At 56.8% G+C, this 24,837-nt stretch carries 18 protein-coding genes; 9 read left to right on the top strand and 9 right to left on the bottom strand.

All coding sequences use genetic code 11. The features are described 5' to 3' along the window. Positions 1–6 precede the first annotated feature (6 nt). Positions 7–1,914, bottom strand: a complete 1,908-nt coding sequence (gene mtlA, locus CWM57_RS23895; RefSeq protein WP_061152975.1) for a PTS mannitol transporter subunit IICBA — start codon at positions 1,912–1,914, stop codon at positions 7–9. Between the two features lie 538 nt (positions 1,915–2,452). Between mtlA and CWM57_RS23900 the strand changes: the two genes are divergently transcribed. The 5 genes from CWM57_RS23900 (at position 2,453) to selB (ending at position 8,036) form a co-directional block, all read left to right on the top strand. After that, positions 2,453–2,821: a DUF3302 domain-containing protein gene (locus CWM57_RS23900; protein WP_100630976.1), complete on the top strand. Its 369-nt coding sequence runs from the start codon at positions 2,453–2,455 to the stop codon at positions 2,819–2,821. A 3-nt stretch (positions 2,822–2,824) separates the two neighbouring features. Continuing rightward, positions 2,825–3,961: an HlyD family secretion protein gene (locus CWM57_RS23905; protein WP_100676484.1), complete on the top strand. Its 1,137-nt coding sequence runs from the start codon at positions 2,825–2,827 to the stop codon at positions 3,959–3,961. 134 nt (positions 3,962–4,095) lie between these two features. Beyond that, complete coding sequence (locus tag CWM57_RS23910; RefSeq protein ID WP_004145238.1) at positions 4,096–4,704, top strand: glutathione S-transferase; 609 nt, start codon at positions 4,096–4,098, stop codon at positions 4,702–4,704. Between the two features lie 105 nt (positions 4,705–4,809). After that, the gene (gene selA, locus CWM57_RS23915; protein ID WP_100676485.1) at positions 4,810–6,198 is read left to right on the top strand and encodes an L-seryl-tRNA(Sec) selenium transferase; all 1,389 of its coding nucleotides are present in this window, start codon (positions 4,810–4,812) and stop codon (positions 6,196–6,198) included. Next, positions 6,195–8,036 carry a selenocysteine-specific translation elongation factor gene (gene selB, locus CWM57_RS23920; protein WP_074386965.1) on the top strand — a complete coding sequence of 614 codons (1,842 nt, stop codon included), beginning with the start codon at positions 6,195–6,197 and terminating at the stop codon, positions 8,034–8,036. Before selA ends, selB begins: the two co-directional genes overlap by 4 nt. A gap of 74 nt (positions 8,037–8,110) precedes the next feature. Here the strand turns inward: selB and CWM57_RS23925 are convergent, their stop codons facing one another. Both CWM57_RS23925 and CWM57_RS23930 read right to left on the bottom strand, forming a co-directional pair. After that, the gene (locus CWM57_RS23925) at positions 8,111–10,060 is read right to left on the bottom strand and encodes a glycoside hydrolase family 127 protein (protein WP_100676486.1); all 1,950 of its coding nucleotides are present in this window, start codon (positions 10,058–10,060) and stop codon (positions 8,111–8,113) included. A gap of 9 nt (positions 10,061–10,069) precedes the next feature. After that, a complete protein-coding gene (locus CWM57_RS23930; protein ID WP_100676487.1) occupies positions 10,070–11,470 on the bottom strand; it encodes an MFS transporter in 1,401 nt (466 codons plus the stop codon). A gap of 251 nt (positions 11,471–11,721) precedes the next feature. Here CWM57_RS23930 and CWM57_RS23935 point away from each other — a divergent pair, with 251 nt between their 5' ends. Together CWM57_RS23935 and CWM57_RS23940 are read left to right on the top strand one after the other, a co-directional pair. Then, a complete protein-coding gene (locus tag CWM57_RS23935; protein WP_100676488.1) occupies positions 11,722–12,537 on the top strand; it encodes a helix-turn-helix domain-containing protein in 816 nt (271 codons plus the stop codon). Between the two features lie 110 nt (positions 12,538–12,647). Then, the gene (locus CWM57_RS23940) at positions 12,648–13,133 is read left to right on the top strand and encodes a 4Fe-4S dicluster domain-containing protein (RefSeq protein ID WP_100676489.1); all 486 of its coding nucleotides are present in this window, start codon (positions 12,648–12,650) and stop codon (positions 13,131–13,133) included. Between the two features lie 42 nt (positions 13,134–13,175). Here the strand turns inward: CWM57_RS23940 and avtA are convergent, their stop codons facing one another. Both avtA and CWM57_RS23950 read right to left on the bottom strand, forming a co-directional pair. Then, complete coding sequence (gene avtA, locus CWM57_RS23945) at positions 13,176–14,432, bottom strand: valine--pyruvate transaminase (protein WP_008806869.1); 1,257 nt, start codon at positions 14,430–14,432, stop codon at positions 13,176–13,178. Positions 14,433–14,600: 168 nt separating this feature from the next. Beyond that, the gene (locus CWM57_RS23950) at positions 14,601–16,634 is read right to left on the bottom strand and encodes an alpha-amylase (protein ID WP_100676490.1); all 2,034 of its coding nucleotides are present in this window, start codon (positions 16,632–16,634) and stop codon (positions 14,601–14,603) included. A gap of 314 nt (positions 16,635–16,948) precedes the next feature. Here CWM57_RS23950 and CWM57_RS23960 point away from each other — a divergent pair, with 314 nt between their 5' ends. Continuing rightward, the gene (locus CWM57_RS23960) at positions 16,949–17,767 is read left to right on the top strand and encodes a protein bax (protein WP_008806871.1); all 819 of its coding nucleotides are present in this window, start codon (positions 16,949–16,951) and stop codon (positions 17,765–17,767) included. A 38-nt stretch (positions 17,768–17,805) separates the two neighbouring features. Here the strand turns inward: CWM57_RS23960 and xylR are convergent, their stop codons facing one another. From xylR to xylF, 4 genes are all read right to left on the bottom strand, one after another. Beyond that, entirely contained in the window at positions 17,806–18,984 is a 1,179-nt protein-coding gene (xylR, locus tag CWM57_RS23965) for a D-xylose utilization transcriptional activator XylR (RefSeq protein ID WP_100630986.1), read from the bottom strand. Between the two features lie 221 nt (positions 18,985–19,205). Then, a complete protein-coding gene (gene xylH, locus CWM57_RS23970; protein ID WP_008806873.1) occupies positions 19,206–20,387 on the bottom strand; it encodes a xylose ABC transporter permease XylH in 1,182 nt (393 codons plus the stop codon). Next, entirely contained in the window at positions 20,365–21,906 is a 1,542-nt protein-coding gene (locus CWM57_RS23975) for a xylose ABC transporter ATP-binding protein (protein ID WP_100676491.1), read from the bottom strand. Before CWM57_RS23975 ends, xylH begins: the two co-directional genes overlap by 23 nt. A 64-nt stretch (positions 21,907–21,970) precedes the next feature. Continuing rightward, positions 21,971–22,966 carry a D-xylose ABC transporter substrate-binding protein gene (gene xylF / locus CWM57_RS23980; protein ID WP_004210164.1) on the bottom strand — a complete coding sequence of 332 codons (996 nt, stop codon included), beginning with the start codon at positions 22,964–22,966 and terminating at the stop codon, positions 21,971–21,973. A 506-nt stretch (positions 22,967–23,472) separates the two neighbouring features. On the opposite strand from xylF, the gene xylA reads away from it, so the two are divergent. Next, positions 23,473–24,795 carry a xylose isomerase gene (xylA, locus tag CWM57_RS23990; protein ID WP_100676492.1) on the top strand — a complete coding sequence of 441 codons (1,323 nt, stop codon included), beginning with the start codon at positions 23,473–23,475 and terminating at the stop codon, positions 24,793–24,795. Positions 24,796–24,837 lie beyond the last annotated feature (42 nt).

The raw sequence follows: 24,837 nt of genomic DNA on the forward strand, positions 1-24,837 counted from the left end.
CTTTGGTTATTTATTCAACAGCGCCAGAACTTCGTCGACGCTGGTGGTTTTCGCCAGGCGCTCAATCACGGTTTCGTCATCCAGGGCGTTAGTCAGGCTGGTGATAACCTGAATATGCTCGTTGTTACGGGCCGCGATGCCGATGACCAGACGGGCGACATCGTCTTCATCTTCCCCAAAGCGCACGCCTTCCGGGTACTGGCAGAAGACGACGCCGGTTTTCAGCACACGGTCTTTCGCTTCGATGGTGCCGTGCGGTACCGCGATGGACTCGCCGAGATAGGTTGAGGTCAGTTTTTCGCGGTCCAGCATCGCCTGCACATATTCCGGCTCGACGTAGCCGCCTTTCACCAACTGCTCGCCGGCGAAGCGAATGGCTTCTTCTTTGGTGGCCGCTTTGCGACCGAGGAAGATGTTATCCGCGCCCAGCTGGAACAGGTTTTTGTCGCCATCATCAAAGCTGTCTTTCAGGCTATCGGTGACTTTGACTTCGTTGTCGATGTGACGCTGGGCCGCGACCAGACGCTCGGTCAGGCTGGTGTACAGACCGCTGTCGAGGAAGTTGGTCAGCGAAATATGCTGCGCCTGCGGTACCTGGCGCATGGCGCGCTCGGTCAGGTCGCGGTGGGTGATGACCAGGTCAACATCCGGCGGCAGGTTATTGATTGCGCTGTTGGTGACCGAGATGTTGCTCAGTCCGGCATCCTGCACTTTCTTGCGCAGTACCCCGGCACCCATGGCGCTGGAGCCCATCCCGGCGTCGCAAGCGACGATGATTTTACGCACATGGCTCAAGTCGTTGGTCACATTACCGGCCGCCAGCGGGCTACCGCCTTTGGATTCCGCTTTCATGTCGTGCATACGACGCGTCGCGGCTTCGATATCGTCTTCTTCTTTTACCTTGCTGGTCTTCAGCAGAACCGCAGAGACCACGAAGGAGACTGCCATCGCTGCGATAATCGCGGCGATGTTAGCGAAGTAGGCCCCTTTCGGCGTCATCGCCAGCACTGCCAGGATAGAGCCCGGGGAAGCCGGAGAGACCAGACCGCCGTTGAGGATGGTCAGGGTGAAGACACCGGTCATCCCGCCGAGGATAACGGCCAGGATCAGACGCGGGTTCATCAGCACGTACGGGAAGTAGATTTCATGGATACCCCCCAGGAAGTGGATGATCGCCGCCCCGCCTGCAGACTGTTTTGCGCTGCCGCGGCCAAAGAACATGTACGCCAGCAGAACGCCCATCCCCGGACCCGGGTTAGCTTCAATCAGGAAGAAGATGGATTTACCCAGCTCGTGGGACTGCTGAATACCCAGCGGCGAGAAGATACCGTGGTTAATGGCGTTATTGAGGAACAGGATTTTTGCCGGTTCCACGAAGATAGACGCCAGCGGCAGCATGTCGTGCGCCACCATAAAGTTAACGCCAGCCGCCAGAATTTTCGACAGAACTTCAACCGCCGGGCCGATGCCGAGGAAGGCCAGGATGGCAAGGATCATCCCGATGATGCCAGCGGAGAAGTTATTCACCAGCATTTCAAAACCGGATTTGATCTTACCGTCTACCCAGTTATCGAACTTCTTGATGCAGTAGCCGCCCAGCGGGCCGGCAATCATTGAGCCGAGGAACATCGGCATATCCGCGCCGACGATAACGCCCATGGTGGTGATCGCCCCGACCACGCCACCACGTTCGCCGCCGACTAATTTACCGCCGGTGTAACCGATCAGCAGGGGCAGCAGGTAGGTGATCATCGGACCGACCAGCTTCGCCAGCGTTTCGTTTGGCAACCACCCTGTCGGAATGAAAAGCGCGGTGATGATACCCCACGCGATAAACGCGCCGATATTCGGCATCACCATATTGCTGAGGAAACGACCAAAGCTTTGCACCTTGATCTTGATATCGGATGACATAAAACACCCCTTCTTCTGTTTTGCGTATCGCGCAGGCTAAAAGCCCGAGGTTTGTTGTTAATGTGGCGGCAGAGGTAGCCGGACCCTGATTGATAGTGCGAAATCTGGCACTGAATCGTTAAGCTGTCCAGCCAGCGCCCTTTTGTGTGATACGGATCACATGAATATAGGGGGCAAAGCGGTTTTTGTAGTGATGTTGATCACATAACGCCTGTGTAAAAAAACAACACAGCGCCTTTTTAGCCGCTGATCTGCCTTTTTGTGTGATATTTGTCACAATTTTGTTTCGTGGTTTTGTTGTTTGTTTGTGATTTTGATCACAAAGAATTTCGCGGGGGATTTTCGCCGCTGTGATCTCGGCCCGGTTTTGCTTCCACGTCGGGATGACTCTGTAACTAAGCAACCTTAACTGCTGAATAACTTTTTTACGCCGGATGGCAAAAATGAAAGGCGTGAATTATGCTCAAAATAGCGGCCCGAATGTCAGTGGGTCGTGAATAAAATTCATATAAATTATTAGCGTAAAGCCGAGGGAATTATGTTTCTCAATTATTTTGCGCTGGGCGTTCTGATCTTCGTTTTTCTGGTCATTTTTTATGGAATTATCATTATTCACGATATTCCTTATTTGATCGCCAAAAAACGCAACCACCCTCATTCCGATGCTATTCATGTCGCCGGATGGGTCAGTCTTTTTACTCTCCACGTCATCTGGCCGTTTTTATGGATTTGGGCCACGTTGTACCAGCCTGAGCGCGGCTGGGGCATGCAGCATAAGGTGAATACGGACCCTGACGAACCTGAAAAAGAGACCGATATACAACAGCTTCGCCAACGACTGAGCGACCTTGAACACCAGGTGGCGGCCATCCAGCGGCCACAGTCCACCTCTGCGGCGGAGAAATAATCTATGGATCTGTTGATAATTTTGACCTACGTGGCCATCGCCTGGTCGATATTTAAAATCTTCAAAATACCGGTAAATAAATGGACGGTACCTACCGCGGCGCTGGGGGGGGTATTTATTGTTAGCGCGCTTATTTTATTAATGAACTATAACCACCCGTACACCTTTCTGGCGCAAAAGGCGGTGATATCTATTCCTATTACGCCGCAGGTTACCGGAGTGGTTGACAGCGTCACTGACAAAGCGAATCAGCGCGTCAAAAAGGGCGAGGTGCTTTTTACTATTGACCCGGCGCGCTATCAGGCGCGGGTCGACCGTCTGCAGGCCGACCTGGTGACGGCGCTGCACAGTATTAACACCCTCAAGGCGCAGCTCTCTGAAGCCCAGGCCAACACCACCCGCGTGTCGGCGGAACGCGATCGCTTATACAAGGACTATCAGCGCTACCTGAAAGGGAGCCAGGCGCGGGTGAACCCGTTCTCGGAAAGCGACATTGATAACGCCAGGCAGAATTATCTTGCCCAGGATGCGCTGGTCAAGGCGTCGGTAGCGGAGCAGGCGCAGATCCAGAGCCAGCTGGACAGCATGATCAATGGCGAGCAGTCGCAAGTGGCCAGCCTGCGCGCCCAACTGGCGGAGGCGAAATACAATCTCGACCAGACCACTGTGCGGGCGCCCAGCGATGGGTATATCACCCAGGTGCTGATCCGCCCGGGGACCTATGCCGCCTCGCTGCCGCTGCGCCCGGTAATGGTATTTATCCCGGAGCAAAAACGGCTGATCGTCGCCCAGTTTAGGCAAAACTCCCTGTTAAGGCTGGAGAAAGGAGACGATGCGGAAGCGGTGTTTAATGCTCTGCCCGGGCAGGTGTTTCACGGCAAACTGGTGAGCATTTTACCGGTGGTGCCGGGGGGAAGTTATCAGGCGCAAGGGGCGTTACAGTCGCTGACCGTGACGCCGGGCAGCGATGGCGTGCTGGCGACCATTGAGCTCGACCCCAATGCCGAAATTGATGCGTTACCCGATGGCATCTACGCGCAGGTGGCAGTCTACTCCGACCATTTCACCCACGTCTCGGTAATGCGTAAAGTGCTGCTGCGCATGACCAGCTGGATGCACTACCTCTATCTCGATCATTAATGCGATCGGCGGCAGGTTGAGCGGGATGCTCACCTGCCTTTTGCCCCGCCCTGAGCCATACTCATATCTTTGTTGGCGATAATTTGTTGGCGATAATTTGTTGGCGATAATTTGTTGGCGATAAGGAGCAGGCTATGAAACTGATCGGCAGCTACACCAGTCCCTTTGTGCGCAAAATCTCCGTGATCCTGCTGGAAAAGCGCATCCCTTTTGAGTTTGTCAACGAATCCCCCTACAGCGAAAGCAACGGTGTGGCGCGCTATAACCCGCTGGGTAAAGTGCCGGCGCTGGTGACGGACGACGGTGAGTGCTGGTTTGACTCCCCGGTCATCGCCCAGTATCTGGAGCTGCTGGGCGTGGCGCCGCCGATGATCCCCGCCGACCCCAGAGCCGCTCTCAGGATGCGTCAGCTTGAAGCGCTGGCGGATGGGGTCATGGAGGCCGCCCAGGCGCTGGTACGCGAAAAAGCCCGCCCTGGCGCGCAGCAGTCAGAACAAGAGCTGCTCCGCCAGCGGGAGAAAGTGGCTCGTGGCCTCGACCGGCTGGAAGCCTGCGCGGCAGACGGAACGCTGCGCGGCGACGAGGTCAATCTGGCGACCATTTCCACGGCCTGCGCCATTGCTTATCTGAACTTTCGCCGGGTAGCGCCCGGCTGGTGCGCCACCCGGCCGCAGCTGGTGAAGCTGGTGGATGCGTTGTTCCAGCGCGCCAGCTTTGCGCGTACCGAACCGCCGCGGACTTGACCCAGGCAGGTAACAGTTTGCGCAGGGAGGCGTTACAATCGCCACTGATTGTTGACTCCCTCTCCCGTCGGGAGGGGGGAAAATAACTTACCGCCAGGCCCATTCATGACTACCGATATTCGTGCGCTTTATACCCGGCTTCCGGCCATTGACCGCTTACTACGCGACCCCGCTTTTTCTCCCCTGCTGGCGCAGCACGGCCATTCGCAGGTGGTGGCGCAGCTGCGCCAGATGCTGGATGAGGCGCGGGAACAGATTAGCCAACGGCAGACGCTTCCTGACTGGAGCCATGACTGGCTGCACGCCTGCGCGCAGCGGCTCACCGCCGGCCAGCAGAGCGCTCTGCGTCCGGTGTTTAATCTCACTGGTACGGTGTTGCATACCAATCTCGGGCGCGCCATTCAGGCGGAGTCGGCCGTGGAGGCGGTCGCCAGCGCGATGCGCGCGCCGGTGACGCTCGAATATGATCTCGACGACGCCGGGCGCGGCCATCGCGATCGCGCCATTGCCGATCTGCTGTGCCAGATCACCGGCGCGGAAGATGCCTGCATTGTGAACAACAACGCGGCGGCCGTTCTGTTGATGCTGGCGGCCACCGCCAGCGGCCACGAAGTGGTGGTCTCCCGCGGCGAACTGGTGGAGATCGGCGGGGCATTTCGCATTCCCGACGTGATGCGCCAGGCGGGTTGTCAGCTGCACGAAGTGGGTACCACCAACCGCACCCATGCCAAAGACTATCGCCAGGCGGTGAATGACAATACCGCGCTGCTGATGAAGGTTCACACCAGCAACTACAGTATTGAGGGCTTTACCAAAGCCGTCGACGAAGCGGAGCTGGCGGCCATTGGCCGCGAACTGGACGTCCCGGTGGTGGCTGACCTGGGCAGCGGGTCGCTGGTGGATCTCAGCCAGTATGGCCTGCCGAAGGAGCCGATGCCGCAGGAGATGATCGCCGCCGGGGTGAGCCTGGTCAGTTTCTCTGGCGACAAGCTGCTCGGCGGCCCGCAGGCCGGAATTATCGTCGGCAAACGCGCGCTGATTGCCCGGCTGCAAAGCCATCCGCTGAAGCGGGCCCTGCGCGCGGATAAAATGACCCTCGCGGCGCTGGAAGCCACGCTGCGCCTCTATCAGCACCCGGAGGTGCTGACGGAGAGATTACCGACGCTGCGCTTGCTCACCCGTCCGGCGGAAGAGATCCGTCGGCTGGCTGAACGCCTGCAGCCTGACCTGGCGGCACACTATGCTGATTTTGCCGTCAGCGTGGCAGCCTGCCAGTCGCAGATTGGCAGCGGCTCGTTACCCGTCGACCGCCTGCCCAGCGCGGCATTGACTTTTACCCCGCATGACGGCCGCGGCAGCCGGCTGGCGGCACTGGCGGCCCGCTGGCGCGCACTGCCGTGCCCGGTGATTGGCCGCATTGATGACGGTCGGCTCTGGCTGGACCTGCGCTGTCTGGAAGATGAAACCCGGTTTATGGAGATGTTGTTACGATGATTATTGCCACCGCTGGACATGTTGACCACGGCAAAACGACGCTGCTGCAGGCGATAACCGGCGTGAATGCCGATCGTCTGCCGGAAGAGAAAGCGCGGGGAATGACGATCGATCTCGGCTATGCCTACTGGCCGCAGCCGGACGGGCGGGTGCTGGGATTTATTGACGTTCCCGGGCACGAAAAGTTTTTGTCCAACATGCTGGCGGGGGTGGGGGGTATTGACCATGCGCTGCTGGTGGTGGCCTGCGATGACGGGGTGATGGCGCAAACCCGCGAACACCTGGCGATCCTGCAGCTGACCGGAAAGCCGACGCTGACCGTGGCGCTGACCAAAACGGACCGCGTGGCGGCCGACAGGGTGGCGGAGGTGCAGGCGGAGGTCGAGCAGACCCTGCGCGAGCTGGGCTTTGACGCCGTCGCTTTCTTTCCCACCGCGGCGGCGGAAAACATCGGTATTGCCGAACTGCGCAGCCATCTGCTGCAGCTTGCGGAGCGCCCCCACCCGCAGCAGCAGCGGTTTCGCCTGGCGCTGGACCGCGCTTTTACCGTCAAAGGCGCGGGGCTGGTGGTCACCGGGACGGCGCTCTCCGGCGAAGTACGGGTCGGGGATACCCTGTGGCTCACCGGCGTGAACACGCCGATGCGCGTGCGTGGTCTGCATGCCCAGAATCAAGCGGTTGAGCAGGCGCACGCCGGGCAGCGCATTGCGCTGAATATTGTCGGCGATGCGCAGAAAGAGGCAGTGCACCGCGGCGACTGGCTGTTGTCCTCACCGCCGCCGGAGCCTGCAGAACGGGTGATTGTCGAGCTGCAGTGCCATACGCCGCTCAGCCAGTGGCAGCCGCTGCATATTCACCACGCTGCCAGCCACATTACCGGCCGGGTGTCGCTCCTCGAGGGCAATCTGGCGGAGCTGGTGCTGGATACCCCGCTGTGGCTGGCGGATAACGACCGGCTGGTGCTCCGCGATATCTCTGCGCGTATGACGCTGGCCGGCGCACGGGTGGTGACGCTGGATCCTCCGCGCCGCGGCAAACGTAAACCGGAATATCTGCAGTGGCTGCACGCTCTGGCGGCGGTCGGCGCTGACGATGCGCAGGCGCTTGAGCTGCATCTGCAGCGGGATGCCGTCCGGCTTGAGCGCTTCGCCTGGGCACGGCAGCTCAGCGAAGCCGGAATGGCCGCCATGATTCAGCGACCAGACTATCTGCAGGCCGGACAGCGCCTGCTCAGTGCCCCGCTTGCCGCCCGCTGGCAGCGAAAATTGCTGGATGCCCTGGCGCGCTACCATGAGCAGCATCGCGACGAGCCTGGTCCGGGCCGGGAGCGCCTGCGTCGCATCGCGCTGCCGATGGAAGATGAAGCGCTGGTGCTGCTGCTGATTGAGCAGATGCGCGAGAGCGGCATAGTCCACAGCCATCACGGCTGGCTGCATTTGCCGGAGCATAAAGCCGGGTTTACCGACGAGCAGCAGGCGGTCTGGCAGAAGGTGGAAACCCTGTTCGGCGATGACCCCTGGTGGGTGCGCGATCTCGCGCGCGAAGTCCATGTTGAAGAGTCCCTGATGCGCGCGGTGCTGCGCCAGGCGGCGCAGCAGGGGATGATTACCGCGATCGTCAAGGATCGTTACTACCGCAACGATCGCATTGTGCAGTTCGCCCAGCGGGTGCGCGAGCTGGATCAGCTGCGCGGATCAACCTGCGCCGCGGATTTCCGCGATACCTTAAACGTCGGGCGGAAGCTGGCGATCCAGATCCTGGAGTATTTCGATCGGATTGGCTTCACCCGCCGTCGCGGTAACGATCATATCCTGCGCGATAAGGCGTTGTTTCTATAATCATTAACGCCAGCTCCCCGGCGGACAGCGAACGCTGTGTTGCCGGGGAAGAGGAGGTCGCGCTGTGCCTGGCCTTATTCGGCTTCCCGCACCCAGATACGCATTTCGCCTTCTCCGCGGTTTGCCCAGCTAAACCAGGGAATAAAGGTCAGCGTCTGTGAATGGGGGGTGGCCAGAGGGTGATCGTAGCTCCAGAGCCGCTGCGTGTCGGCGTTTTCCGCATTTTTTCTGTAGCCTGGGGCCTGAATCAACATTTTGCGAGCAAACAGCCCCTTTCCTTCAAACACCGTGAACCTGGCATCGCGTGGCAGCAGCAGGTTATGCAGCGCTTCGCCGTTATCAGCTTGTTCGAGACAATAGACCAGTGGACCGCGCTGCAGCGCGACCTGGCCTGCCTGGTGACGAACAAGCGGATTGCCATATACCCGGCGAACCGGCATCGGCAAGGTAAGCATCAGGGTGTCGCCTTCCTGCCAGAGATGATGGATATGCAGATAGCCCTGGCGAATATCCTGCGTGACCGGCGCGCCGTTCAGGGTGATGTGCGGACCCTCGCACCAGTCAGGTAGACGCAGCGCCAGCGTATGGTTCACTGTTGACGGTGATTCGATGACAATTTTGACCTGTTCCTGCCAGGGATAGTCACCGCTGATACGCAGGCGTAAGGTCTTTTCCCCAACCGGGATCTCGACCTGATTGCCGACATAGAGATTGATATACAACGCCTCCTCGCGTGGCGTGTAGATATAATGCCCCAACGAGGTCAGGAGACGAGCGATATTCGGTGGGCAACAGGCACAGCCGAACCAACGCTGACGAACAGGCTTAACATGGTCATAAATATGATTGAATTTTAAAGCCTTAGGCTGCACTTCCAATGGGTTGACGTAAAAGAAATGTTTACCGTCCAGCGCCATACCGCCCAGAACGGTATTGTAAAGTGCGCGCTCCATCACATCAGCATATTGGCTGTCGGCTTCCAGTTCCAGCATGCGGCGCGCGAACATCATCAATCCGATAGAGGCGCAGCTTTCCGCATAAACGGTATCATTCGGCAGGTCGTAATCGCTGCTGAAGGCTTCCCCGCTGCTCTGTGAGCCAATGCCGCCCGTAATATACAACTGACGCTGGACCATGTTTTTCCATAACCGCAGGCAATCCTGGCGTTTGCCTTCATTCTTGCTCAGGCGCGCAAGGTGCGCTACGCCGGCCATTAAATAAACAAAGCGAACCGCGTGACCCACAGCGGTGGTCTGTTCGGCAAGCGGCAAATGCGCCTGGCTGTAGGGTTTATCCATCACCATCCACGCTGGCCCATAGGTATTCCAGAAGGAGGTTTCACCGCGTTTTTCATACTCGATGTCATAGAAATGCGGCTGTGTCCCACGCTGTTCAACGAAGTAACTAGCCAGCGCCATATAGCGTGGTTCCTGAGTCACATCGTACAAACGCATTAACGCCAGCTCTATTTCAGGGTGTCCCGGGTAGCCGTGCAGCTGATTGTCGTCGGGACCAAACACGCTGTCGATATGATCGGCGAGGCGACATACCACCTCCAGCAGGCGGCGTTTACTGGTTGCCTGGAAGAATGCCACCCCAGCCTCAATCAGGTGACCGGCACAGTACAATTCATGGCATTCGGCGAGATTGGTCCAGCGTTCCCCGGGCGCTTTCACCGTAAAATAGGTATTCAGATAACCATCTTCACATTGCGCGGCGGCAATCAGCTCAATCACCTCGTCGGCGGTTTTTTCCAGTTCCGCATCTGGCTTCTGGCACAATGACCAGGCGACTGCCTCCAGCCATTTCGCCACATCGCTATCCTGGAACACCATTCCGTAGAATTCCCCTGCCTGCTGACCTGCGGCGATACGGAAGTTTTCTATCGCATGGCTGGGCTCAGCCTCGGCGATCCGGTCATTGAGGGCATCCCACTGGTAGGGAATAACGACATCACGCACCAGTTGCTGATACTGACCCAGAAACGGATCGTTAACTTTCAGTTTGTGCAGATCGACTTCCATGATTTCTCCTTAAGACTGAACGTGACGTGCGCGCAGATCGGCTGCAATGCGCGACATCATGGGATTGTTGAGCTTGCAGGCGCGGATAGCGAAGGCCAGCAACAGATGGAACAGCGCGGGCAGCAGGGTTTCCATCGCCGTGATCCCCAATAGTGAGGATGGAGTTTGGTTGCTGGCGCCGGGTTGATAAGCGACATAGATAAATACCAGGCTGATAATGCCCGCACTGGAGGCCCATGCCAGCTTGATAAAGAACAGGTTGAAAGCAAAGTTCATCCCCGACGAACGGACACCCGTCTTCCATTCGCCATAATCATCAGAGAAGGCCATCAACGAAAAATGCAGCGGCAGGGTAAAGCCCAGGATGATGCCATTGCCGAGAATGATCGCCAGCCACAGCGTTTGCCAGGACGGACCGGTTGGCAGGAACCACATCCCGACCGCCAGTAAGGCCAATACCACATTGGTGTAGTAATAGAGCTTGACGGTATCAACGTGGCGCGACAGCCAATTGACGATCGCGGCGCCCAGAATCGAGGAAAAGGTGACCATGGTGAAAAACAGTGATGTATAGCCAGTAGAGCCGCCCAGTACATAGGTAATGAAGTACATGTAGCCGCCACCGCGAATGTTAAACACGTTGATCAACAGGAATGACATCGCCAGCATGAGTAACAGCTGATCGTTTTTACGCAGACCGGCGATATGTTCGCGCAGGGTGAATTTGCCGAGCATCTCCAGGGAAACACGCTCACGTACCCAGAAAAAGCAGCACAAAAACATCACCGCCGCGATGGCGCACAGTACGCCGACACCATACTGATAACCTTGGGCGGTATTGCCCTGACCGAGCGCTTTTACCAGCCACGGCAGGCCCACGGAGACCAGGAATCCTGCCACGCCGCACAGTACAAAGCGCCATGCCTGGCAGGATATCACCTCGCTATGGCGAGAGGTCATCGTATTAATGAGTGCGCAGTAAGGGACGTTAATCGCGGTATAGCTGACGGAAAGCAGCAGGTAAGTGCCGAAGGCCCAGGCGATTTTTACCCCCATGCCGGCATCAGGCACGGTAAAAGTCAGCACCCCGATCGCTGCTATAGGAACCGCAATCCATAGCTGCCAGGGGCGAAAACGCCCCCATCGGCTTTGGGTCCGATCGGCGAGAACGCCCATGATTGGATCGGAAATAGCATCAAACACGCGTAGCGCAAGGAACAGAGTACCGACCAGCGCCGGGGTGAGCCCAAAGACGTCAGTATAGAAAAAAGTGAGAAAGTTCATGATCAGGCAGGTGATGACCGTTCCACCGGCGTCGCCCAGACCATAGCCTATTTTTTCACGGAGAGATAATTTGTCGTCCTGCACGTGCTTCGTGAGGTCGCTTGTCGTAATCGGAGCCGTAGTCATAAATAACTCCCGAAGATGATGTTCAGAATTATTCCGCTGTCTGACCGGCGGACATTTTTGGTGTTTTGCAAATACATTAATTATTTTGCACCGAATAAACGAGGCAACAAGGGAAGGGAAAGGTATAAAAAGAGAACGATTCCGACTTAGTCATAAAAGTGTGATTCCGATCCGGAATGACGTTAATTTATGATTAATAATCAGTTGGAAAGAGAAGTTTTATCGTTTCGTTAGCGGAAAATTAAATATATATGCTTGAATTATCCATGTCTCTTCCGATTTGCGTACAAAATGGCGGCTTATTTATTTCCCGTGGCGTCGGCAGCCATCCGGCTCGTAAACTGCAATCCTGGGAAATTATTTTTGTCGAAAAGGGGACGTTAACGATTTGCGAGGAGGGTAAAATATTTAACGTTAATGCAGGGGATAGTTTACTGCTGTGGCCAGAACGTTCTCATGTTGGGGTGGGGGAATTTCCCGCCGACCTGAAATTTTATTGGCTGCATTTTGAAGTACTGACGGACAGAGTCCGGTCTCTGCCGCCAGCGCTGCTTAACGTTCCGCAACATACCCGCGTCAGCGATCCACAATACATTATTTCGCTGTTTCGCCAGTTTCTTCGTGAACAGGAGAATATTCACCGCAGCCTGGCGCTGGAGCTCCTGTTATTGCTGATACTGCAGCAGATTGCCGCGGCGGCTAGCGAAAAATCGGACGACAGTCCCGGCGCTGCGCTGGCCTGGAAAGCGCAGCAGATCATCCATACCCGTTACCACTTGCCTGTTTCAGCATCGACGCTGGCGAAAGAGCTGCACTGTAATGCGGACTATTTAGGACGTGTGTATCGTCACGTTTTTCGCGTGACGTTGACCGAAGCGCTGCATCGTCAGCGGGTCAGAGCGGCGGAAAAGCTATTGATCAGTGATTCACTGTCGTTGACCGAAGTCGCGAGCCAGTGCGGCTTTAATGACGTCGGTTATTTTCGCAAGATATTTCGTAAGCACACCAGCCTTACGCCTGCAGCCTGGAAGCGCCGCTACTGTAAGGAGCACATTAATTCAGCGTAATGAAAAATCAGTTGTGCTAGTGACTAAAAACAGCGCTGATTCCATTCAGGATCAAAGCGCGGGCAGGGACTATTCTGGCACCCTGCGGTTTTATCCCCAGGGAGCAGAGGATGAACCAGTTTCTTATTGCCAATGCCCAGCGGTGTATTGGCTGTCGTACCTGTGAAGTGGCTTGTGCGGTGACGCACCAGCAGGCGCAGGATGTCGCCGCCCTGTCGACGAACCATTTCGCGCCGCGTATCCAGGTGGTGAAAAGCGGTGACATATCGACGGCGACGGCCTGCCGGCAATGCGAGGATGCGCCCTGCGCCAGCGTTTGCCCGCAAGGGGCGATTCAGCGCGACAATGACGTCTGGTGGGTCGACCAGCGGCGCTGCATCGGCTGCAAAAGTTGCATGGTGGCCTGCCCGTACGGCGCGATGACCGTTACGGTTGTAAATCAGCAAGCGCAGGCGCTGAAATGCGATTTATGCCATCATCGCGCCGAAGGACCGGCCTGCGTGGCCGCCTGCCCGACGCAGGCGCTGCGGGTGATGGCTCCCGCGGAGCTGGAAGCGCTATGCGCGCAAAAACGCCAGCGGCTGGCGCTGGCGTGAGTGGGGGCGCTGACGGGCGTTACCCGCCCGCGGCGTCAGAGGCTATGCTTCCTGTTCGCGCCAGGCGAATTCAATCTCTTCGGCGAGAATTTTCACCCCGGCCTCAATTTTTTGCGGGTCTGGCACATAGTTCATGCGCATGCACTGGTGGGTGTGCGGCCACGGCTTATCCAGACCCGGGAAGAAGTAATCCCCTGGAACCATCAGCACGCCGCGCTTTTTCAGCCGCTGATACAGCAGCTCGGTGGAGACCGGCAGGTCCTTAAACCACAGCCAGAGGAAAATGGCCCCCTCCGGTTTGTGGATCAGGCAGCGCTCCTCCGGCAGATATCGGCGAATAATGGCGATGGTTTCCTGCACCCGCTGGTAATAGAACGGCTTGATCACCGTCTCTGACAGGCGCAGCAGATCCTGTCGTTTAATCATTTCGCACATCATTGCCGGCCCGATGCCGCCAGGGGCGAGGCTGATAATGCCGTTCATGTTGCTGATGGCGGTGATGATTTTCTCGTTGGCGATGATAATCCCGCAGCGGCTGCCCGGCAGGCCCAGTTTGGACAGGCTCATACACAGCACGATGTTTGGATTCCACAGCGGTCGGGCGTCGCTAAAGATAATGCCCGGGAACGGCACGCCGTAGGCGTTATCAATCACCAGCGGGACCCCGTGCTGATTCGCCAGCGCATCCAGTTTGATCAGCTCTTCATCAGTGATGACGTTGCCAGTCGGGTTGGTGGGGCGCGAGACGCAAATCATCCCGGTCTCTTCCGTCACCTGCAGATGTTCAAAATCAACATGGTACTTAAACTGGCCTTCCGGCAGCAGTTCGATGTTCGGCCGGGTGGCAACGAACAGATCCTCTTCCAGACCGGCATCGGCGTAACCGATATATTCCGGCGTCAGTGGGAACAGTACCTTACGCGTGGTGCCATCTGCCCGACGGCCTGCAAACAGATTAAATAAGTAGAAAAATGCGCTCTGGCTGCCGTTTGTTAGCGCAATATTCTGTGGTTCGATCTCCCAGCCCAGCTCGTCGCGCAGCATGTTCGCCAGCAGGCTCAGCAGCTCGCTTTTGCCCTGCGGCCCATCATAATTACAAAGCGCATCAAGGGCTTTGCCATTATCCAGCATGTCGGACAGCAGCTGCTGGAAGTAGTCATTCATTTCCGGTATCTGAGCGGGGTTGCCGCCGCCCAGCATAATAGCGCCCGGCGTGCGCAGACCGTCATTAAGGTCTTCCATCAAGCGGGTGATGCCTGAATGACGGGTGAATTTGTCGCCGAAAAGGGAAAATGTCATCGCGAATAGTCTATCGGTGGTTCTGGAAAGTGGCTAACCATAACGCCAGCGCTAGCGTGGTGCAAATCGGCGGGAGGAGGCGGCTTTTTATCTTTATCCTGTGAATTGCTATTTTGTTAGCGTTTTGTTCTGAGTGGCTCCCCGCCAGGGCGGAGAGCCACCTGTGGATTACTGCTGCTGTCCGGCCCAGATGACCATCACTTTGTCTTCACCGCTCTCACGCACGAACCCGTAACCACGTGGCATCGACAGCGTTGTCTGTTTGCCCATGCCGATTGCCGGATGGCGAGCGCGGAACTGACCGATCTTCTGCCAGTGAGTGACGCTGCGGGCCGCCTTGCCATTAACATCCTGCCAGTTCATCTCCGAACGGGTGCCCTGCAGCGGGTCCGAGCCGGTGGGGCCGAACGGACGTGATGATTCGTCACCATAGAAAATCTGCACGGCGCCAGGGGCCAGTAGCAACAGCTCCGCCGCAGTGGTGCCGCCTTCGCGGAACAGGCGCGTATCGTGCGAGGAGAGGTAACTCAGGACGTTAAAGCTCTGCAGTTTGTCGGCCATTTGCTGCCAGGTGAGGTCAATATTGGCCATACAGGTAGCCGCTTTCGCCGCCTGGTCCTGGTAGTCGAAATTGATCATCGCATCAAAACCGTGGCGATAATAATCGCTCTGCATCACTCCATGTCCCCAGGCTTCGCCGGTCATCCAGAACGGCGAAGCATCCAGAGCTTTATCCGGATTGGCTTTCTTCCACTCCGCCAGCGCGGCGGTGGCCTGGGTTTTTAACTGCTGCCAGGCGTCCATCTCCACATGTTTGGCGGTATCGACGCGGAAGCCATCGATGCCGTAGTCGCGTACCCACTGGCTCAGCCAGTGCGTCAGGTAGTCGCGCGGCGTATAGCCCGGGATCGCTTTCGCTGCGGTGTCTGGTTTATGGCTATAGAAGTTCGGCAGACCTGAGGCTTCCTTCGATTCGGTTTTCAGGTCCGGCAGGAAGGCCAGCGACATGGTGAGATCGTCATAGCCTGGGTTGTCATAATCGCCGATATCGGTGCGGATCCACTTCTTGCCCCACCATTTCTCCCAGCCGGCTTTGTCGCTGAAGTTGATGTAGTCGTTAAAGCTGTGCCAGGTCTGGCCCGCGCCCGGTTTCCAGTCCGTCCAGCGCTCGCCGAGGGTTTTTTTCAGCTCATCGCCTTGCAGATACAGGGCGCCGAACTGGAACTCCTGCATGTCGGCCAGGGTGGCGTAACCGGTATGGTTCATCACCACGTCAAACAGGATGCGAATGCCGCGCTTATGCGCTTCATCCACCAGCCGGCGGAGATCCGCTTCGGTCCCCATGTTGGCGTCCAGTTTCGACCAGTCCTGGGTGTAATAGCCGTGGTAGGCGTAGTGAGGGAAATCGCCCTTCGTGCCGCCGCCGACCCAGCCGTGGATTTGCTCAAGCGGGGAGCTGATCCACAGGGCGTTAACCCCCATCTGCTGCAGATAATCCAGCTTGCTGGTTAATCCCTGCAGGTCGCCGCCGTGGAAGGTGCCGATCTCCTGCATGCCATCTTTATGACGGCCATAGCTGTTGTCGTTGGCCGGGTTACCGTTTACAAAGCGATCGGTCAGGACGAAGTAGACAGTGGCGTTGTGCCAGTCAAACGGCGCCGGGGCGGCGGTCTCGGCACGCTCGAGCAGCAGCAGGCCATTGCTGCCGAAGGCGGGCTGCAGGGTGATTTTGCCGCCGCTGACGGTCGCGACATTGCCGCTGTAGAAATCGCGGACCTTGCTGCCCTCGGCGAAGGTTTTGCTGACGTCGATGGACAGCGGTTTTCCATCCCACTTCGGACACTGACGGATCTGCGGCGCCGCGGCGCTGGCCTCTTTTTCCTCCAGCGAAATCATCATTGTCGGTGTGCCGGAGCGGGTATCCACCTCCAGGGTATACAACCCCTGGCGGAAGATGCGCCATTGCGGCGGGGTGCCACGGCAGGGCTCCATGGACAGCATCTGGTTGAGCTTAATGCCGCCGGAAGGCTGCCAGCACTGCTGGTCAAAATTTAGCTGCAGAGGACGTGTACCCTTCTCAACCACTTTCTGGCTGATGAATCGGCCCGTCCCTTCTTCGGTAAAGGCAGGGAAGTCGGTGGTAGTCCAGGCGGCAAAGGCCATCCCAGGCACGAATAACGTGGCAAGCGCAGCGAGTTTCATTGCGGGATCCTGTGAGCGGTTTTTATCTAGTGTGCCTTGTTGCCGCACGGGTGAACTCCTCCTGGCGGGCGTTTTACCAGGAGGATGAAAAGGGGTGAGTGACACCGCTCAAAAAATAGGCTAAAAATGAGACGAAGCTAGCATTTTCGCACTGGCGATGCGGCGCAGAAACCGATTTCAGATGACACCAATTCGGAATTGGACTATTTCTGTTGATGCTCTCATTGCGTATTTTTGATACTATTAGCGATTCAGCTATCGTTTTTTTGTGAAAAACAAGGTGTTGGAATGCATATATCCGACCAGGAGACCTGATGATATCGAATCCCATACGACGATATGGGGCCGCCATACTTATGTTACTAACCTGTGTATTTTCAGGTAGTGTGTTGGCAACAACGCACACAGCAACAAAGAGTCATAAAGCCCCAACGGTTAAGAAGATCAGTAGTACTAAGGTAAGCAGTAAACAAGAGTATTCTCGCAATAGTGTAAAGAGCAGTTCACTTCCTGACTTGCGAAAATACCCTTCCGGAACACCAAGGAAAAAAGCGTTTCTCCGGACGGTCATGCCTTATATTACCAAGCAGAATCAGGCGATTACTGCGGATCGTAACTGGCTTGTTTCCAAGCAGTACGATGCTCGCTGGTCGCCGACTGAAAAGGCGCGCCTGAAAGATATCGCTGCCCGTTATAAGGTGAAGTGGTCAGGCAATACGCGTCATGTGCCCTGGAACGCGCTGCTTGAGCGTGTCGACATTATTCCGAACAGCATGGTGGCAACCATGGCGGCGGCGGAAAGTGGCTGGGGTACCTCCAAGCTGGCGCGTGAGAACAACAACCTGTTTGGCATGAAATGCGGCGCCGGTCGCTGCCGCGGAGCGATGAAAGGCTACTCGCAGTTCGAATCGGTGGAGCAGTCGGTGCAGGCTTACGTCACAAACCTGAACACCCACCCGGCCTATTCTTCATTCCGCAAATCGCGCCTGCAGCTGCGCAAGGCGGATCAGGAAGTGACGGCCAGCACCATGATTCATAAGCTGAAGGGTTATTCGACCAAAGGGTCGAGCTACAACAACTATCTCTTCGCGATGTATCAGGACAATCAGCGGCTCATCGCCGCCCATCTGTAATCCGGATGCCCGGCCTTGTCGCCGGGCATTTTTTTGCCCTACAGCATGACCTCGCTGTGCCGGTCACGGTACTCCTTCGGCGTCACGTCGTACTCCTTCTTAAACACCGAATAAAAATATTGCAGCGATGGGTAGCCGCACATTTGTGAAATCTCATTGATCGACAGGCTGGTGGACACCAGCAGGCTGCGCGCCTTTTCCAGTTTCTCGCTGTGGATCACCGTGTGGATGGTCTCTCCGACCTCATCTTTGAAGCGTTTCTCCAGATTGGAGCGAGAGATGCCCACGGCGTCGAGCACCTGTTCCACTTTAATGCCTTTGCAGGCGTTGTTGCGAATGTAATGCATCGCCTGAATCACGGAAGGATCGTTTAAGGACCGGTAGTCGGTAGAGCGTCGCTCAACGACGCGCATCGGCGGGATCAGCTGGCGCTGCAGCGGGAGCGCCTCGTTATTCAGCAGCCGGTGGAGTAATTTTGCCGCCTGATAACCCATCTGGCGGGTGCCCTGGGCGACGGAGGAGAGGGCGACGCGAGAGAGGTAGCGGGTCAGCTCCTCGTTATCGATGCCAATAACGCACAGTTTTTCTGGCACCGGGATATGCAGCAGCTCGCAGGCCTGCAGGACGTGGCGGGCGCGGGCGTCGGTGACGGCGATAATGCCGGTTTGCGGCGGCAGGGTTTGCAGCCAGTCGGCGAGCCGGTTTTGCGCGTGCTGCCAGTTTTCCGGCGCCGTCTCCAGCCCCTGGTAGACCACGCCGCGATACTTCTCCTTCGCGACCAGCTGGCAGAAGGCATACTCGCGCTCTACCGCCCAGCGTTTACCGCTGGAGGTGGGGAGTCCGTAAAACGCGAAGCGGTGCACCCCTTTTTCCTTCAAATGGAGAAAGGCGCTTTCCACCAGCGCAGCGTTGTCCGTGGCAATATAGTGGACCGGCGGGTACTGCTCTGGCTGATGATAAGAGCCGCCGACGCCGACGATGGGCACGTGGACATCGGCCAGCAGCTTTTCAATTTCGGGATCGTCATAGTCGGCGATAACGCCATCGCCCAACCACTCTTTGATGTTTTCGATTCGTGCCCGAAAATCCTCTTCAATAAAGATATCCCACTCCAGCTGGGAGGCCTGCAGATACTCGCCGACGCCCTCAACCACCTGGCGGTCATAAGCTTTGTTGGCATTGAATAACAGCGTAATACGGTGACGCTTTTCAAACATAGATAATGTTCCTGCTCTAACCCCGGTCATACCCCTTCATTCTTGATGTTGCTGCGCACTCACCCCGGCCACGTACGCCGGTACGCGGCCCGGATGCGCCGTCTGCAACCAGAATGATGTTGGGTATACACTACCGGCTAATGCCCGAGATATTTCAAGCGCCTTGTGGCGAAGTTTGGCGGTAGCGCAAAGAATTCAGACATTCTTAAAAGAGTCTCTCCTTACGCGCGCCGCTTGGTGGCGGAATCCATCCACACCGCCAGCAGTAAAATGGCGCCTTTGACGATATATTGCCAGAAAGTGGCGACGTCCATCATGCTCATGCCGTTATCCAGGGCTGACATAATAAACGCCCCCATTACCGCTCCGGCGACGCTGCCGATGCCGCCCGCCAGGCTGGTGCCGCCGATGACGCAGGCGGCGATGGCGTCCAGTTCGGCGATGTTACCCGCCGAGGGCGACCCGGCGCCGAGGCGCGAGCTGAGGATCAGCCCGGCAATGGCGACCATCAGGCCGTTAATGGCAAACACCGCCAGCTTGGTACGCTCGACGTTGATCCCTGAGAGGCGGGCCGCCTCCAGGTTGCCGCCGATGGCATAGATGCGACGACCAAAGGCGGTGCGGGTGGCCATAAACAGGCCTGCCAGCAGCAGGGCTGCGAGGATCAGCACCGGGGTCGGCACGCCACGATAGTCATTGAGCAGCCAGATTGCGCCCAGCACAATCACCGCGGTAATGGCCTGACGGCCAACAGCGGCGGTGGAGGACGAGGTCGCCAGACCTAACGCCTGACGGCGCATCCGCCCGCGCCACTGCCAGACGATAAACGCCGCCATGCCGACCACGCCGATGCCAAATCCAATACCGTCTGGCAGATAGCTTTGGCCGATCTGCGCCATCGCCGGGCTGGTGGGCGAGACGGTGGTTCCGTTGGTGATGCCGATCAGAATGCCGCGAAACGCCAGCATCCCGGCGAGGGTGACGATAAACGAGGGAACCTTGCGATAGGCCACCCACCATCCGTTCCACGCACCGAGCAGCAGGCCCATCACCAGCGTTACCAGGATGGTGAGCGGCAGCGGCCAGCCGAGCCAGACGTCAAAGATTGCCGCGGCGCCGCCCAGCAGCCCCATCATCGAGCCGACGGACAGGTCGATTTCTGCCGAAATAATCACAAACACCATGCCAACGGCGAGGATGCCGGTGATGGCCGTCTGGCGCAGCAGGTTGGAGATATTGCGTGCGCTCAGGTAGGCGCCATCGGTAACCCAGGTGAAAAACAGCATAATGACGACGATGGCGGCGATCATCACAAAGACCTGGAGATTCAGCCCCTTCAGCGCCGGCAAGGCGGCGGGGGCAGTTGGGGTGAGTTTGATTTCAGACGACGTGTTCTTCGACATGGCGTTCGCTCCTCAGCGCGGCTTCCATCACCTGTTCCTGGGTCAGATGTTGATTAACCAAATTGGCTTTTAGTCTGCCTTCGTGCATGACCAGCACCCGATCGCTGAGACCGAGCACCTCGGGCAGTTCTGATGAAATGACAATGACCGCGATGCCCTGCTGCACCAGCTGGTTAATCAGTTTATAAATTTCATACTTCGCCCCGATATCGATACCACGGGTGGGTTCGTCGAGGATCAGAATGCGCGGATTGAGCAGCAGACAGCGCGCCAGAATCGCCTTTTGCTGGTTGCCGCCGCTCAGGCGGCCAATCGCCAGCTCCGGCGAGGAGGTTTTAATTTTCAAACGCTGAATGGACTGCTGAATGCAGTGTTGCTCGGCGGCGTCGTCCAGGCTGCTCATCGCGCCGGTGAACTGGTTGAGCGCCGCCAGGGTAATATTTTTGCCCACCGCCATCACCGGCACGATGCCGTCTTTTTTGCGGTCTTCCGGCACCATGGCGATGCCGTGGGCAATGGCCTGCTGGCAGTGAGTGATGCTCACCGGCTGGCCATCAATAAAGATCTCCCCTTGCCAGCGCCCCGGCCAGACGCCGAACAGGCACTGTACCGCCTCGGTACGTCCGGCGCCGACCAGCCCGGCGATGCCGAGGATTTCCCCGCGACGCAGGGAAAACGAGACGTCATTGACGCGTTTAATATGACGGTTAACCGGGTGCCAGGCGGTTAAATGTTCGACCCGCAGGATCTCCTCGCCGTGGGCGTGCGGCTCGCTGGGATAGAGTGCGGTAAGCTCGCGGCCGACCATCATGGTGATGATATCGTCTTCGCTCATGCCGCTGGCGTCGCGGGTGCCGATGTGCTGGCCATCGCGGATCACGCAGATCGTGTCGGAGATCGCTTTGACCTCATTGAGCTTGTGAGAAATATAAATGCAGGCGATACCGTGGTTTTGCAGATCGCGAATGATCGTCAGCAGCGTCGCGGTCTCTTGTTCGGTTAAGGAAGCGGTCGGTTCGTCGAGGATCAGCAGACGAACCTGTTTGTTCAGCGCCTTGGCGATCTCCACCAGCTGCTGCTGACCAAGGCCGAGGTCGCCGACGCGGGTGTCGGGCGAAATGGGCAGATTGACCTGCGCCAACAGCTTCTGACAGCGCAGCGTCATGGTTTCATAATCCAGCAGACCGTGGCGGGAGATCTCGGCGCCGAGGAAAATATTCTCCAGCACGGTGAGATGTTTCACCAGCGCCAGCTCTTGGTGAATAATGGCGATGCCTTTGCGTTCGGTATCGCGAATATGGTTTGCCTGCAGCGTTTCGCCGGCAAAAATAATCTCGCCCTCATAGCTTCCGTGCGGATAGATACCGCACAGCACCTTCATCAGCGTCGATTTCCCCGACCCATTTTCACCGCATAACGAGACCACTTCGCCAGCGTTAAGACGCAGGCTGACGTTATCCACGGCTTTAACGGCGCCGAAGGTTTTGGTTATGTTCTTCATTTCGAGTAGCCAGGCCATAAAGACTCCGCAAAAGTGATATCCGGCGGGATGAAAATGACGCCCCGCAGCGGGGCGTCAGCCATTACAGTTCACTCTTTTTATGGAAACCGTCTTTAATAACCGTGGCGTCGATATTCTCTTTATTCACCTCAATGGGCGTTAACAGGCGCGAAGGGACATCTTTTAAGCCGTTATTCAGCGTGGTATCGGCCTTCGGCTGCTTATCATTGCCCAGCTCAACGGCGATTTCGGCGGCGTTGGTGGCCAGGGTGGTAATCGGTTTATAGACGGTCATTGTCTGGGTACCGGAAATAATGCGCTTCACGCCCGCCAGATCAGCATCCTGACCGGAGATCGCCACTTTGCCGGCCAGCCCCTGGGCGGTTAAGGCCTGGATAGCGCCGCCGGCCGTAGCGTCATTGGAGGCGACCACGGCATCGATCTTGTTATTATTCGCCGTCAGCGCGTTTTCCATTATTTTCAGCGCGTTCTCCGGCAGCCAGCCGTCAACCCACTGATCGCCGACAATCTTAATTTTTCCTTCATCCACATACGGCTTGAGGACTTTCATTTGCCCGGCGCGGAAAAGTTTGGCGTTATTATCCACCGGCGAGCCGCCCATCAGGAAATAATTACCCTGCGGCACTTTGTCGACCAGACTTTGCGCCTGCATTTCACCAACTTTTTCATTGTCGAAAGAAATATAAAAATCAATGTCAGCATTATTAATCATACGGTCATAGGCCAGGACTTTAATACCTTCCTGCTTGGCTTCTTTAATGACGTTGCTGAGCACCTGACCGTTATAAGGAATAATGACTAACACATCGACGCCGCGGTTGATCATATTTTCAATTTGCGACATCTGCGTTTCTTCATTGCCATTGGCGGACTGGACAAAAACTTTGGCGCCTAAGGATTCTGCTTTATTGACGAAAATATCACGGTCTTTCTGCCAGCGCTCCAGACGCAGATCGTCGATGGCCATGCCAATCTTCACTTCTTTCGCCATCCCCGCCATGCTGGCGAGGAGGAGGGAGCTGGCGCAAAGTGTAAGGCAAAGGTTCTTTATCTTCATAATAACGATACCTTTTTTGTAAGGGTAGGTAAGACGAACGGAAAAATAATGTTTGATACATGAGGTTGCGGATACGTTACAGATTCTTAACGCGGAAAGCAGGGCTGGCAATTACCGGTTCTTATTTTGCCGTTATGAAATTTCGTTTAATGTGCAAATTATGACGGCGATCGTATTTTATTCATGCACACTCTTATTATTGCACTGGACTTGTCCGATAAGGCGCGGAGAAGGCGGAAGTATATTATTTTTTGCGAGCTGGCGCACGTTTGTGGATTCTCTCAATGGCGGTGTGAAATAACGTAATTGAGGAGATGGAAAGTGAAATTCTATATTGGCTTAAACCCGTCATACTTCAAGTTGTAGGTGGGTTGGTGACATTCGTTGCTCCGACCTCTTGCTGGTGCCAGCGCCTGGAGGTTCACGCTCTTGCCGCCTTCCTGCAACTCGAATTATTTAGGGTATCTGATTGGTTATTCGCCGCATCTCTGAATATGGAGTTCTCTATGCAGACCTATTTCGATCAACTCGATCGCGTTCGTTACGAAGGCCCGAAATCCACTAACCCGTTGGCTTTCCGTCACTACAACCCGGATGAACTGGTGCTGGGCAAACGGATGGAAGATCATCTGCGTTTTGCGGCCTGTTACTGGCATACCTTCTGCTGGAATGGCGCCGATATGTTTGGCGTGGGCTCCTTTGACCGTCCATGGCAGCAGCCTGGCGACGCCCTGGAGATGGCCAAACGTAAAGCCGATGTGGCGTTTGAATTCTTCCACAAACTCAATGTGCCTTACTACTGCTTCCACGATGTCGATGTCTCGCCGGAAGGCGCCTCGCTGCAGGAGTACAGCAATAACTTCGCCCGCATGGTCGAGGTGCTGGCAGAGAAACAGCAGCAGAGCGGCGTGAAGCTTCTGTGGGGGACCGCAAACTGCTTTACCAACCCGCGCTACGGCGCCGGCGCGGCCACCAACCCGGATCCGGAAGTGTTTAGCTGGGCGGCCACCCAGGTGGTCACCGCCATGAATGCCACTCATCAGCTGGGAGGCGAAAACTATGTGCTGTGGGGCGGTCGCGAGGGCTATGAAACCCTGCTGAATACCGACCTGCGTCAGGAGCGTGAACAGATTGGCCGCTTCATGCAACTGGTGGTGGAGCATAAGCATAAAATTGGTTTTAAAGGCACGCTGCTGATTGAGCCCAAACCGCAGGAACCGACCAAGCATCAGTATGACTATGATGCCTCTACCGTTTACGGCTTCCTCAAACAGTTTGGTCTGGAAAAAGAGATTAAACTGAATATTGAAGCTAACCATGCCACGCTCGCCGGCCATTCGTTCCATCATGAAATCGCGACGGCCATTGCGCTGGGGCTGTTCGGCTCCGTCGACGCCAACCGCGGCGATCCGCAGCTGGGCTGGGATACCGACCAGTTCCCGAACAGCGTCGAAGAGAATGCGCTGGTGATGTATGAAATTCTTAAAGCGGGCGGCTTCACTACCGGCGGCCTCAACTTTGATGCGAAAGTGCGCCGGCAGAGCACCGACAAATACGACCTGTTCTATGGCCATATCGGCGCGATGGATACCATGGCGCTGTCGCTGAAAGTTGCGGCGCGGATGATTGAGGACGGTGAGCTAGATAAACGCGTGGCCAGACGCTACGCCGGCTGGAACGGTGAGCTGGGGCAGCAGATCCTTAACGGGCAGATGACCCTCAGCGACATTGCCCAGTATGCCACTCAGCATCAGCTGGCGCCGCGGCATCGCAGCGGCCAGCAGGAACAACTGGAAAACCTGGTCAACCATTATCTGTTTGATAAGTAATCATGCGGCGGCGCCCGGCGTGACCGGCGTCGCAACCAGGAT

Source organism: Klebsiella sp. G-Nf4, assembly GCF_002810615.1.
In the GTDB taxonomy this organism is placed as follows: domain Bacteria; phylum Pseudomonadota; class Gammaproteobacteria; order Enterobacterales; family Enterobacteriaceae; genus Klebsiella; species Klebsiella variicola.